This window comes from Vibrio cortegadensis, from assembly GCF_024347395.1.
Classification (GTDB): domain Bacteria; phylum Pseudomonadota; class Gammaproteobacteria; order Enterobacterales; family Vibrionaceae; genus Vibrio; species Vibrio cortegadensis.
This window is the reverse complement of the sequence record NZ_AP025473.1, coordinates 99586-112073: the sequence shown is the minus strand read 5'-3', so window position 1 is coordinate 112073 and position 12488 is coordinate 99586. Positions and strand designations below refer to the sequence as shown.

The 12488-nt window shown below is 47.8% G+C and carries 19 protein-coding genes; all 19 read left to right on the top strand.

Annotated features, from left to right (window positions below; translation table 11 throughout):
* The first annotated feature begins 39 nt into the window (after nucleotides 1-39).
* The gene (locus OCV39_RS15020; RefSeq protein ID WP_261889893.1) at nucleotides 40-912 is read left to right on the top strand and encodes a GPO family capsid scaffolding protein; all 873 of its coding nucleotides are present in this window, start codon (nucleotides 40-42) and stop codon (nucleotides 910-912) included.
* Nucleotides 912-1916 (top strand): phage major capsid protein, P2 family, encoded by a 1005-nt coding sequence (locus tag OCV39_RS15015; protein WP_261889892.1) that lies wholly within the window; start codon nucleotides 912-914, stop codon nucleotides 1914-1916. Before OCV39_RS15020 ends, OCV39_RS15015 begins: the two co-directional genes overlap by 1 nt.
* Nucleotides 1917-1925: 9 nt before the next feature.
* Nucleotides 1926-2654, top strand: coding sequence for a phage terminase small subunit (gene gpM / locus OCV39_RS15010; protein WP_261889891.1), 729 nt, complete (start codon nucleotides 1926-1928; stop codon nucleotides 2652-2654).
* Between the two features lie 116 nt (nucleotides 2655-2770).
* Nucleotides 2771-3238 carry a head completion/stabilization protein gene (locus tag OCV39_RS15005; protein ID WP_171755874.1) on the top strand — a complete coding sequence of 156 codons (468 nt, stop codon included), beginning with the start codon at nucleotides 2771-2773 and terminating at the stop codon, nucleotides 3236-3238.
* A complete protein-coding gene (locus OCV39_RS15000; protein WP_261889890.1) occupies nucleotides 3235-3762 on the top strand; it encodes a phage tail protein in 528 nt (175 codons plus the stop codon). Before OCV39_RS15005 ends, OCV39_RS15000 begins: the two co-directional genes overlap by 4 nt.
* Nucleotides 3749-4126, top strand: a complete 378-nt coding sequence (locus OCV39_RS14995) for a phage virion morphogenesis protein (protein WP_261889889.1) — start codon at nucleotides 3749-3751, stop codon at nucleotides 4124-4126. The genes OCV39_RS15000 and OCV39_RS14995 overlap by 14 nt, the downstream gene beginning before the upstream one ends.
* Nucleotides 4113-4454, top strand: coding sequence for a hypothetical protein (locus tag OCV39_RS14990; RefSeq protein ID WP_261889888.1), 342 nt, complete (start codon nucleotides 4113-4115; stop codon nucleotides 4452-4454). The genes OCV39_RS14995 and OCV39_RS14990 overlap by 14 nt, the downstream gene beginning before the upstream one ends.
* Before the next feature lie 22 nt (nucleotides 4455-4476).
* Nucleotides 4477-5592: a DUF2586 domain-containing protein gene (locus OCV39_RS14985; protein WP_261889887.1), complete on the top strand. Its 1116-nt coding sequence runs from the start codon at nucleotides 4477-4479 to the stop codon at nucleotides 5590-5592.
* The gene (locus OCV39_RS14980; RefSeq protein WP_261889886.1) at nucleotides 5592-6047 is read left to right on the top strand and encodes a DUF2597 family protein; all 456 of its coding nucleotides are present in this window, start codon (nucleotides 5592-5594) and stop codon (nucleotides 6045-6047) included. Before OCV39_RS14985 ends, OCV39_RS14980 begins: the two co-directional genes overlap by 1 nt.
* Nucleotides 6048-6058: 11 nt before the next feature.
* On the top strand, nucleotides 6059-6274 hold the full coding sequence (locus OCV39_RS14975; protein ID WP_261889885.1) for a TraR/DksA C4-type zinc finger protein: 216 nt from the start codon (nucleotides 6059-6061) through the stop codon (nucleotides 6272-6274).
* Nucleotides 6271-6762 (top strand): hypothetical protein, encoded by a 492-nt coding sequence (locus OCV39_RS14970; RefSeq protein WP_261889884.1) that lies wholly within the window; start codon nucleotides 6271-6273, stop codon nucleotides 6760-6762. Before OCV39_RS14975 ends, OCV39_RS14970 begins: the two co-directional genes overlap by 4 nt.
* Nucleotides 6759-6998: a hypothetical protein gene (locus OCV39_RS14965; RefSeq protein WP_261889883.1), complete on the top strand. Its 240-nt coding sequence runs from the start codon at nucleotides 6759-6761 to the stop codon at nucleotides 6996-6998. Before OCV39_RS14970 ends, OCV39_RS14965 begins: the two co-directional genes overlap by 4 nt.
* Nucleotides 6999-7000: 2 nt before the next feature.
* Complete coding sequence (locus OCV39_RS14960) at nucleotides 7001-7246, top strand: hypothetical protein (RefSeq protein ID WP_261889882.1); 246 nt, start codon at nucleotides 7001-7003, stop codon at nucleotides 7244-7246.
* Complete coding sequence (locus OCV39_RS14955; RefSeq protein WP_261889881.1) at nucleotides 7243-7506, top strand: putative phage tail assembly chaperone; 264 nt, start codon at nucleotides 7243-7245, stop codon at nucleotides 7504-7506. Before OCV39_RS14960 ends, OCV39_RS14955 begins: the two co-directional genes overlap by 4 nt.
* A 41-nt stretch (nucleotides 7507-7547) precedes the next feature.
* Complete coding sequence (locus OCV39_RS21210; protein WP_390903261.1) at nucleotides 7548-7682, top strand: DUF6890 family protein; 135 nt, start codon at nucleotides 7548-7550, stop codon at nucleotides 7680-7682.
* 6 nt (nucleotides 7683-7688) lie between these two features.
* Nucleotides 7689-10385, top strand: coding sequence for a phage tail tape measure protein (locus OCV39_RS14950; protein ID WP_261889880.1), 2697 nt, complete (start codon nucleotides 7689-7691; stop codon nucleotides 10383-10385).
* Complete coding sequence (locus OCV39_RS14945; protein WP_261889879.1) at nucleotides 10382-10708, top strand: DUF2590 family protein; 327 nt, start codon at nucleotides 10382-10384, stop codon at nucleotides 10706-10708. The genes OCV39_RS14950 and OCV39_RS14945 overlap by 4 nt, the downstream gene beginning before the upstream one ends.
* Nucleotides 10705-11889, top strand: coding sequence for a baseplate J/gp47 family protein (locus tag OCV39_RS14940; RefSeq protein WP_261889878.1), 1185 nt, complete (start codon nucleotides 10705-10707; stop codon nucleotides 11887-11889). The genes OCV39_RS14945 and OCV39_RS14940 overlap by 4 nt, the downstream gene beginning before the upstream one ends.
* On the top strand, nucleotides 11882-12487 hold the full coding sequence (locus OCV39_RS14935) for a phage tail protein (RefSeq protein ID WP_261889877.1): 606 nt from the start codon (nucleotides 11882-11884) through the stop codon (nucleotides 12485-12487). The genes OCV39_RS14940 and OCV39_RS14935 overlap by 8 nt, the downstream gene beginning before the upstream one ends.
* Nucleotide 12488 lies beyond the last annotated feature (1 nt).

The window sequence follows — 12488 nt, the reverse complement described above, 5'->3', positions numbered from 1 at the left end:
ACACCAAACTGACTAAATAACACTAGGTAAAAGACTCAAATGGCAAAGACCAGCGATTGGAAAATTGTAGCGACAGAAGGCCCAACGGTTGATGGTCGCAAAATCACTCGTGAATGGTTAGTCGACATGGCTAAGCACTATTCAATGACTGAATACACCGCGATGGTCTGGCCGGAACACAAACGTTTTTCGGGTTACGGAAACAACTGGGGCAAAGTTACTGAAGTAAAAGCAGAAGAAGTGGACGGCAAAATGCGCTTGTTTGCCAAGCTTGAACCAAACCAATACTTATTTGAAGCCAACAAGCTTGGGCAGAAGCTATTTACCTCTATTGAGCCAAATCCAGATTATAAAGGGCAAGGAAAGTGCTACCTCATGGGTATAGCCGTGACCGATTCCCCAGCATCGTCTGGCACCTCAATTCTTCAGTTTTCACGACAAGAAGGCCAAACCACAGAACTCCAATGCAGCCAACTTGAAGAGCTGAACCTCGATGAGTGCTACCCAAAAACAGAACGATTCTTTGCGATGTGTAATGCCTTTTTCAATTCTGGTGATGAACAACCAGAGCCACAACCTGATCCTGAACCAGAGGAAAAAGAAGTGACAGAAGAACAACTCAAAGCCGCGCTCAAAGAGCAATTCGGCATCATGAAATCTGAGCTAAAAGATGAGTTGAAACAAGAATTCAATTTAAAGCCAGAAGTAAAACCAGAAGCCGTGCCGGTACCAGAAGAAGGCACGCAGCAATTTTCTATGGAGCAGTTCACTAGCGAACTTGGAAAACAGATCAATCCAGTGATGGAAAAAGTGAACGGCTTAGAAACTCAATTCGCAGAGCTGAAAAAAGAAGTGCCAGGCCAAAAGCCAGGTGAAGAAGGTAATGGCTCTCAAACTGTGGAGGCCATTTAATGTCCTTAACCAAATTAGCTGAAGAGTACCTAGAACATTACAGCGAAGCCGTGGCGAAATCGGCAGGTGTGAGTGATTCTTCTAAGAAGTTTTCTATTCAGCCTCCAATGGAAACCAAACTGCGTCAAGCGATCATGCTTGGAGTGGGTTTTCTATCACTGCTTACCGTATCGCCTGTCGAGCAAATCAAAGGCCAAGTGGTCGATGTGGGCACCGGTTCATTGTTAACAGGCCGTGTAAAAGGTGGCCGTTTCCGTGGCCAAGTTGGTCTTGATGGCAACACCTATGAACTGGTGAAAACCGATTCTGGCGCCGCTATTCCTTGGGAACTGATCGTTCAATGGGCTAATGCGGGTGATAAAGGTCAGTTCATTAAATTCATGAACAACGCCATTACGCAAAACTTTGGCTTGGATATGCTGAAGATTGGGTTTAACGGCACAAGCATTGCCGAAACCACCAACCCTGACAATAACCCGTTAGGGCAGGATGTGAATAAAGGCTGGCTGACGATTGCCAAAGAGAAAGCGGCTGCGCAAGTCTTACCTTCTGCAAAACTTGACCCAACAGGTGCGGCAGAAGATTCCTATAAGAATCTTGATTCGTTAACGAACGACTTAATCAATAACGTCATCCATGAAGCGCACCAAGAAGATCCTGATTTGGTGGTGATTGTGGGCCGTAACTTAGTCGCGGCTGAACAACATCGTTTACTTGAATCAGCGAATACACCAACTGAGCACAAAGCGGCTCAGTCTCTTGCGAAAACCATTGCAGGCAAAAAAGCGTACACCGCGCCATATTTCCCAGCCAATGGGTTATGGGTGACCAACTTGAAGAACTTACAAATCCTTCAGCAAAAAGGCACTCAGCACCGTAAGTCTCGTGATGAAGAAGATCGTTCTCAACATGAAACTACGTGGTGGCGTTTTGAGGGTTATGCGATTGGTAATCTTGACAAGTTCGCGGCTATTGAAGCTGTGACCATTGTTGACCCTGCTTAGGAGTAACGCATGGCAAGTCCATTAGCGAGAGCGCGACAACGGTTGGTATCAGAAAGCAATAAGCCATCGAGTAATGTAGTCGCCAAGCCCAACAGTCTTCATCTCTTATTAGCTGAGTTAGAAACTGACTTGAAAGTGCTAAAAAACTTCAACCGCTTAGATGAAAAGGTCAGCCATAAACGTGAAGTGTTGGTGCCGAAATACCGTGAAGCGATTGAAGAGTATTTAGCCGGTGATGAGCAATTCGATAATCCGTTATTTGCTCAGATGGTGATTTGGCTCTTCGATATCGATGATCTAGAAACGGCCATTGAATGGTGTGATATCGCTATTGAACGCGGGTTTGATACGCCAGAGCGATTCAAGCGCGACTTTGCTACGTTCTGCGCCGATGAAGTACTGAAATGGTCTGAGCGAATGGCGTCATACGGTCATGCTATTGAGCCGTACTTTAATCATGTGTTTGCCAATTTAATACCGGGTGCTGATGGTGAAAAACCTAAATGGACCATCACTGAGAAACTCAGCGCCAAATGGTTCAAGTTCGCAGGGCTTTACCTTCTTCGTAATGAAAAAGGGGAGGTGCATGCAGGCTCAGTCGCTGACAGCGAAAGATTGGAGAAAGCCAAAGCCTACTTGCTTAAAGCTCAAGATGAACACCCAGCGATTGGCGTTAAAACGATGATCGACAAAATCGACCAACGACTGAGAGCGCTAGAGAGTGGCGATAATCTCTAGCTAGAAAAACGACTCCTATGCCACCGCGCCTCGACTGACGAGGAAGAACAAGTGATTTATCACCCTGTTTATTCCGTCGACTCAGTGGCTAGAGGCGCCTCGATTAAGGATATTCAATGTTTGACGGCAATCCAATCAGTGATAGCTACCAAGACACTGAAATAGAGAACGACGGTTTTTGGCCTAACTTGAACGCCGGTGATTTTGAAAAGCGTCGTGGCATTCCTGCAGATATGGATGCAGAAGCGGTGGCACTTTCTTTAGCGGCCGCAATCAGCCAAATCAACATTGCATTACAGCTAGTGAAAGCAGGCTATCAAGCCGAAGGCATCGACAAAGCGGAAAGCCTTACAGGTTTGCCCAAAGTGCTTGGCAAAAATAGCATCGTTATTTTGTATGAAAAAGCGGTGTTTGCCAGAGCGAAAGCCGACATGGTCTCTGAGTTTGCAAGCGTACAGACCAAAGAAGCAGGCGATCGCATTGCTGAAAGTGAGCGCAGTATTACTGAGCGCTTATTGGCCGAAAGTCAGCAGCATATCAGAGCCATGAATGGTAGTAGTCGTTGTGGAGTAGCGCTGTTATGACGAGTGAAGTAAAAAATCAGTATCAGGCAGGTTTCATGCTGCAAGGACTCAATCAGCATTTAAGCCAAACGACTGATGAAAGACTTCATAAGCATATTGAATGCTGGATGGAAGATGTGGGCTTAACGCTCGCACCAAAAAACCAAGGGTTAGGTTTTGATATTGGGCAGATGCAGTACACCGCCGTGTTCAGTTTTGAGCGGTTCCCATTCAAAAAGAGTAACCCTGCGGTGGTGATGGCTAACGTTCTGGCCTGGCTTGATGACCACGATGAATATCGTGAATGTTTTGATTTAGCTGAGCCGAGCTTTGATATTGAGCCTGAAAGTGATGACACCGTGATCATGACGGTAGAAGTCGAACTCATTGAACCGTTGATGCTAGTTGAGCATGAAAATGGTGAAGTGATATGGCGTGGTAAGCGGTGGACCAATGCTCCTTATGAAGTCTGGAGTGCTGAGCATATTGATGTGATCAACGCGAACAATCCAGCCAGTCCGGTGACCGCAGATGATCAAGATTAGTGTGGATAAGCAATCCCAGTTGAGCGTACTTGAATCACTTAAGGCCATGACGCTCCCACGTAAACGCAGGCAGCGGATATTACAAAACGCAGCAAAAGGGTCGGTGCAAACCTCTCGTAAAAACCAGAAAGGACAGAAAGCGCCTGATGGTAAGAAGTGGCCAAAACGAGCGGGGAAAAGCCGTAAAAAGATGCAGGTTCGATTGGCGTCACTGCTTACCGTGACGGGCAATGATGGCAACCATGCCACGATAGGTTGGCGTAAAAGTGCGACCGAAAAAGTGGCGGCGAAACAGCATTATGGTCATCGAGAGCGTCATACCCGAGCTGCAGCAATAAAGGCGCTGCGCAATGCCAAAAAATAAAAGCCGATTGGCCCAAGCGCTGAATGCGATTGAAGGTGGGAAAGGCGGAGCTAGCCGCGCTCAAGCCAAAGCATTGAAAGATGAAGGCTTTAAAGTCTTTGCACGCAGGCTTAACCCACAAGCCCCGATTGGCAAATTAAGAAAGCCAACCATGAAATGGATACAGGCTAATCTCAGCGCAGAGCAAGCCGGATTGATCTTAAGGCAGATGCGTGGGAATGCGCCAACCCAATCATGGGAAACCAAAGTACCGGCTCGACCTTTTACTCAAGTCGATAAACGTAAGGCCAGAGCGGCATTGCGTCAAGAACTGAAACACACTCGCTAATTTATACCGAAGGGGAAGCACAATGGCGTGGCCAATTATAAACGTAAATGCTCTGAACCAAATGCAGGGGCCAGTGACCGAAGTTGAGCGTCACTTCCTCTATATCGGTTTAGGTACCAAGAATGCTGGCAAGCTGTTGTCAGTCAATACTCAATCTGATTTCGATGAATTGCTTGGCGAAGACGACTCGGCGCTTAAAGCCAATGTTAACGCTGCCATGCTCAATGCTGGACAAAACTGGACCGCTGCCGTGTATGTTATGTCTGCCCCAGAGAACTGGACGGAAGCGGTGAAAACCGCGCAGAAAACACAGAGCTTTGAAGCCGTTGTGCTTACCGTACCAACAACCGATAAAGCCACAGTGACAGCCGCTCAAGCACTTTATCATGAGTTGATCGCTAAGTATGGCCGTTGGACGTTCATGATGCTGGCGCTGCCTGGTATCGATGATAAAACCCAAACATGGTCTGATTATGAAACCGCGATGGTGGCAGTCCAAGACACGATTGCCGCTGATGGCGTGATGCTTGTACCTCAGCTTTTCCCTGATGCGATTGGCAAGCTGGCAGGGCGTTTATGCAACCGCGCCGTATCCATTGCTGATACGCCGATGCGCGTCAAAACAGGACCATTGATTGGTGATGTGACGCTGCCTATCGACAGTGATGGCAAAGCATTAGGCTCCGCTACACTGCAAACCCTAGAGAAAAACCGTCTGTCTGTGATGGCGTGGTTCCCGGATTATGACGGTATCTATTGGGCGGATGGTCGAATTCTCGATGTGGAAGGGGGCGATTTTCAAGTCGTGGAGTATCGCCGCATCATCGACAAGATTGCTCGCCGCGTTCGTATCATTGCCATTGGTGATATCGGTGATCGTTCATTCAACAGCAAACCTGCCAGTACGGCTCGCGCCAAAATGCGTTATACCCGCCCGTTACGTGAAATGGCGGTCAGTACCACGATTGGGCAGTTTGTGATCCCTGGTGAAATCGAAAGTCCAACCGATGACGCGATTGCCATTACGTGGAAGAACAAAAACAGCGTAGAAATTTACCTATCTGCTAAGCCAAAAGATTGCCCTAAATCGATTTCAGCGGGCTTGATGTTAGACCTAAGTAATCCGGAGATCGCGTAATGGGAAAACGAATTTCAGGAATGAGCTTTGATATCGATATTCACGGTATTTTGGTTCACGTAGAAAAAGCCACGGTGTCGATTTCAGATGATAGCCAAGCGGCGCCAACTCGCGGCGTGCCAGATGGTTACACCGATGGCGCAGTGAGCGCGGATGTGGAATACGAGCTCGATACAAAAAACTTTAAGCTTCTTGGTGAAGGTGCGAAAGCCGCAGGCAGTTGGCGTGATATTGAGCCTCATGATTGTTTGTTCTACGCCAATACGGGCAGTGAAGAGCTCGAAATCAAAGTCCATGGCGTGAAGTTATCCATTGATAGCTTACTCGATGTCGACCCTTCTTCTGCGGATAAGTCTAAACACAAAGTGAAAGGTGCGGTGACCAGCCCTGACTTTATTCATATCGATGGTGTGCCGTATTTAAGCGGCGATGACACTCGCGACTTGATTGGTTAATAGGGGGCGAAATGGATGCACTTGATCAAGCCAGTTCGCTTGAAACCAAACAGCGACAAATGGCAATTGCTCATCACAGCGCCAATCAAAAGAAACAGGTCGAACACACGAGCGCCCAAATCTGCATTGAATGTGACACGCCTATTCCTGAGGGAAGACGCGAAGCCATAAAAGGATGTCAGCACTGCGCTCACTGCCAACATTTAATTGAACAGGGGAAGCTATGAATTTAGCAAAGCTATTTATTGAGTATGTCATTAAACCTGCACTTGACCATTTAGATATGGCGGCCGGTGGAAAAGGAAAGCTCAATTCTCAAGCGGCCATTAATCTCATCATGATGATTGTGGCTCATGAATCGGGTCAATTAACCTATGCCAAGCAAATCAAAGGTCCAGCACTGGGTTTTACTCAGATGGAACCAGACACCTATCACTGGTTAGTGCAATGGTTGGCGAAGACTCGGCCGCACTTACTGGAAGTTGCAGCGGCGTTTGTTGGCTCAGGAAAACCCGAGCAAATGGTGTTTAACCCCCAATATGCCGTCTGTATGGCACGGCTGAATTTACTGCGCTTTCCTGAATCGATACCCGAGGCGGAAGATTTGGCAGGTTTAGCGCGATACGCCAAAAAATATTGGAACACTTCGGCAGGTAAAGCAACAGAGCAAGATTACCTTGATGCATACCAAACCATGATAGGAGATAAGGCATGAACTTTCTGCTTGGCGTAATGGGCAAAAGCCTTTTGGAAGTACTGAAAGGTTTGATTCTACAGATTGCTTGGGGCGTGATTTTAGAACGCTTTGCAACGCGATGCGTGATTTGGGGATTAAACACCCTTAAAACGTTGACGACGAACGATGTGCTTCAAGAGACCGTCGATGATGTGATTACCTCACTGCAAGGTAAACGTTTGAAAGAGGTACCGGCACCCAAACAGAGGGAGTAGCGATGGCATTAGATCCTGCTTGGATGAGTGTATTGATTGCAGCCGCCACTCTGTTAACCATTTTATTGACCGCTTTAGTGACTAAATTTTTCACAGTCACTAAAGAACTGGCTGAATTTAAAACCCACGTTGCTGAAAACTACGCAACGAAAGATGAAGTCAAAGACGGGTTTGAGCGCGTAGAGCGTCAAATTGAAAATGGCTTCAACCGAATCTATGAAACCTTAAATAAAAGAGAAGTAGCATGACAAAACCAGCCATTAAAATCGCCGTAAACGGCAACGAACTGCGCTTTGAACCCACGTTAGAAGCGTTTAACAAACTCACCAATGAAACCACGCCTTTCGATAAGGTGGCACCCACGACGAACTATCTACGCCGAGTGGTGCATAAAGACGACAAAAAAGCGTTGGATGATGCTCTGAAAATCCCTGGTGCGGTCATGCAATTAGCCGGTGCGGTGAACAGTGAATTCCAAGGTGAATTGGACATCGAAGTAAAAAACTAATCCGCCACGCCAAGGCGATTGAAGACAACGGATTGGAGCAAGTGTTCGCCTTAAAAGCGCATTACTTGCCTCATGCACCGGACACTACTGAGAACTATGCTCGCGCTTTGTGGCTTGCCAAGAACCAAGCACAAATTGTGGCCAATGGCATTAATAAAGCCCTTTCTGGAGAATGATCATTAATGAATTCTGTTGATAAATTGATGATGCAAATAGGGTTGCAAGATTTTGCAACCAAGCCTTTAAAGGGCATTCAGAAAACCGTGACACAAACGGCGGATGTGAGCCGTCAGTCATGGAAGCAAATGGCCGGTGGTACCGCTGGGTTAGTGGCGTCAGGGTATGCGGTGAAACAAGCGTTTATGCCAGCAATCGAAATGGACCGAGTTCTTGGTGAAGTTAAATCCCTTGGCGTGATAGACGCCGATCTTAAAACCCTTCAACAAACTGCCCTTGGTTTTTCTGCTGAGTACGGAAAATCAGCAACAGAAGTGGTGGGCGCGGCTTATGACATAAAATCCGCGATGGGTGATATGTCGGGCGCAGACCTTGCGGGCGTGACCGAAAGTTCGGCCATTCTTGCAGCTGCCACCAAAGCCGATACAGCGACCATCACCAACTACATGGGCACCATGTATTCGGTGTTCCAGGACAAAGCTGACGCTATTGGTAAAAGTGATTGGGCGCAGCGCGTCGCAGGCATGACGGCCAAGTCAGTCGAGAAGTTTAAAACCACGGGCCAAGGCATGTCGGATGCTTTCAAAGGCATTGGTTCTCTTGCGAAAACCCACGGTATTGAAATGAAAAACCAAATGGCCATTTTGGGGATGCTGCAGGGCTCGATGTCTGGCTCGGAAGCCGGCACCAAATACAAGGCGTTCTTAACGGGCGCCGTAAAAGCTCAGGATAAATTGGGCTTAAGCTTTACCGATACCAACGGCAAGCTACTCCCGATGTACAACATCCTTGAAAGCATCAAGGGTAAGTTCGGGGAGCTTGATTCAACGGAAATCACCCAACTGAAAACCGCTTTCGGCTCAGATGAAGCCATTATGGTGGTGACTGACCTCATTGGGAAAACCAACGCCTTGCAGGGAAATATTGCAGACCTTGGTGGTTTGGCCAATCTTGATTTTGCTAAAAACATGGCTGGCGCGATGACCGACCAATGGGAGCGACTAGAGTCGAGTTGGTACGCGATACGAGCGGGGGCTTTTGGCTTAATTCTTCCTGCTATCAATAGCGTGGCAGGAGCCATGGCCGATGGCTTAACAACTCTGCTTGGTTACACTCAAGAATTTCCAATCTTAACCAGTTATGCCAGTTACCTTGCACTTGCCATCGCAGGTGGTGCTGGCGTGATGGGCGCCTACAATCTCACCATGGGCGCCAGTCGCTTGGCAATGAACGCTCTAAAAACGCCTTTATTGTTCACTAAAGTCAGCGTGCTTAGCCTGAATGGCGCGTACACCAAAGCAAAATGGTCATTGTGGGCATTTAATTACTCGATGTTAAAGCAAGGCGTCTACTCTAAAAACGCCTCACTGGCCTCCAAAGCTTATGCGGTGTCGACGTTCTTAGTCGATAAAGCGCTGATGGCGGCATCTGGTGGGATGAAAGCGTTTGGTCTGACGGCGCTGAAAAGTGCCGCCATGATGTTGGCTAACCCTATCTTTTGGATCCCTGCTGCAATAGCGGCAGTTGGAGTGGCCACGTATGCCTTGATCTCAAATTGGGATGTTATGACCAGCGCTTTGGGTGATTGGTGGGTGTTCGAGCAAATTGGACTGGGCTTTGATTTTATTACCGGGACATGGGATAGCGCCGTTGATAGCATTTTAGGTAATCCGTTTGTTCAGTACTTAATGTCTCAATTGAGTTGGATGTTTGACCGAGCATCGGGCGTATTCCAAGGGATTGCTCTTGCTGGGCAAGGCGCGTGGAATATTCTAGGTGCGGGTGTTCAACTGCTGATTTTACCATTCACAACGGCGTGGACGGTCGCAAAAAGCTTTTTCACTTTGCTCAAAGATGGCCCAACGGCTGCTATGGCCGTGCTTGGTACTATTCCAGAACAGTTCACCGCCATATGGCAACGCGCGGTTGGTGGCTTTGGTATGGTGTATGACGGCATCAGCTTGTACATCACTTCATTGCTTGATGTGTTCAAAAGTCCATTCGCACTGGTTGGGGATGGTATTGATTGGCTCATCGACAAAGTGAACCTTATCCCTGGTATTAACATCGGCACGGAGGTTGAACAGCCAACCATGCCAGAGGTGATGGCACAAAAAACGGGCTATCCGCGAGGTAATTACCAACAAGTTGCGCAGCCTTATCGCTACGGTGCCCAGTCTCCAGTGACTCAATCTGTATTACCAGAGTTAGGGCAGCCCAGCCCTGTGGTATATCAATCTCAAGTTGAGCCACTAGACAGCAGTATTCATTATCGTGCTCAGTTGCCGCAGTCCGTGCTGCCAGAAGTGCCTCAACCAAGCCCCATAGAATATAAAGCGCAGTTACAAGCGTTGAAAAATGTGCCTACGTATCAGTCGGCAGCGCAGTACAACGCTGAGTTTGCAGCAGCAACCGCGCCACAGTTGAACGGCTCAGTTAACTACGCGGCCAATATGCCAAGTATTGATCCTGATGTTATCGACATGCAAGCGCGCCGTGAAAGCATGACCAAACCTATATCGGATTACTTAAACGGTGGAACCGAGCAAGGTCAATCGGTGGCGAACTACATCACTCAGGCTGGCGGTAATGGTTACACCGATAACAGTAAGAGCATGCACACGGGCGACATCATCATCAAGCAAGAGCAGCCGTTTACTCGTGACCAACTCGACGAGTGGCAGGAGTTAATGGCCCCATGAATGAGCTTTATATTGATTTACTTGTCAGTGACGGTGGATTGGATTTTGATGCGGGTCAACAGCCGATTTATACCAGTGACAGAAACAGCATAGGACAGGATATCAAGCACGCCATTTTAGAAAGTGGCTTGCTGCGTGAATACCAAGCTGAGCGTAGTCGGATCTTACGAGCAGATGTGTTAACTCGCATTGAAATGCTGATCGAAACCGATACACGTATTGAACCAGGGACTGCTGAAGTGGAAGAGCAATCCCCTGGTTTACTTGGCATGTTTGCCGAAACTACTGAGTATGGAAACATTGAAATGGGAGTGCCGTTATGAGTATTCGCCCACAAGTCGATTTTAAAAAGATCATTACCGAGGAAGGCATTCCGACCACGGAAGAAGCCATTGCCATTGAATTGGAAAAAGAGGTGGTAGCAGCAGGCAGTAAAGTCAGTAACGACAGCCGAATGTCTCCTTTCTGGCGCTTAATCAAAGCCATTGTGATCGCGCCAACGCTGTGGCTGATGGATAATTTACTGGCCGGTCATGTGTTGCCCAATACCTTTGCGGCGACGGCGAAAGGCATCTATCTCGATTTAAAGGCGTGGGATGTCGACTTAGCACGTAAATCCGCGACCAAAACTCGTGGCGTTGTGGCCTTTTTCAAAGAGACACCAGAGAACCCCATTGTGATCCCCAAAGGGACCGTGATTGAAACGGATCGAATTGAAGACACAATTTATCGAATGGTGGTGGTCGATGAAGTACTGATTGAAGCGCATCAAGCGAGTGGACTTGTGATTTGTGAGGCCGAAAAGGCGGGCAGTGGTTATAACTTACCTGCGGGTTATTACTCAATTTTACCTGTCGGAGTGTCGGGCATTTCACACGCGATGAACCAAGCCGACTGGATAGCCACGCTCGGCTCAGACTTAGAAGACGATGAAGAACTCTCGCTGCGTATTCGTAACCAGTTCAGTGTCGTCGGTCGTTATCACATTGATGCGATTTACCGCTCAATGCTTGCCAGTGTTGCCGGCGTTCGCAGTGATCAAATCTACTTTTTACACGATGCACCAAGAGGCCCGGGCACGGCGAATGCGTATATTTTGATGGACGTTGGTATTACTCCGAGCCATTTACTAGAACAGCTTAATGTGTACGTGATGGCGCAAGGCAATCATGGTCATGGTGATGACGTGTTGTGCTTAGGGTTACCAGAAACCATGCATACCGTGAATGCGTCTATTTGGGTGAAACCCAATATCAGTGAGGCTCGCCAGGCTAGTTTGAAAACGGATGTAGAAAACATGGTTAAAGCGGCGTTTCGAGAAAGTGACAGTTATAAAAACGTGACTCGAACCTACCCGAAATCAACGTTTTCTTTTAGTAAATTGACTGAAGAAATTCATGCTGAGTTGAACGATTCACTATTAAGTGTGCGTTTTGATGAGCCTGATATTGTGAGTGAATTGGCCATTCCAAGGCTTAACCAAGTGGTGGTGAGTTATGGATGAATCACCAAAGGGGGATCCGCTTGATCATGATGCGAATACGCCGCACTTACCTGCTTCCACGGTGCCGTGGTGGATGGATGGCCGCTCAATTGCAAAAGGACTCAAAGAGCCGCATTTTCTTGCCACAGGCTTGATGAATTACTGGCAAGCGATTCGCTGTTGGCTGCTTTACCCACTGGCGCAACTTGATCCGATGACATGCAGTGAACGGCTGCTAGAGGTTTTAGCCTGGGACCGAGACATTACCCGTTTTAAAGATGAGCCCTCTTCACTGTTTCGTAAGCGAGTGAAGTTCGCGTTCGTCAATGCCAGGGACGCTGGCGAGAAGGCTGGTTTTATTCGGATTTTTCAGCGTTTGGGCGTTGGCGTGGTCGAGATTGATGAGCGCACGCCTGAAAGGGATTGGGACATCATCACCATTCGGTTGAGTGATTCACAGCTTTCAGATAACACGACGTTACTTGAACAACTGTTGATGCAATACGGGCGCACTTGCCGCCGTTATGAATATCAAATTATCAGTACCACCACTTTACAGATGACGGCGTCACCACTGGACTGGGACCACCAGTGCTGCGTGGTGAGCTTAGAGGAATAAC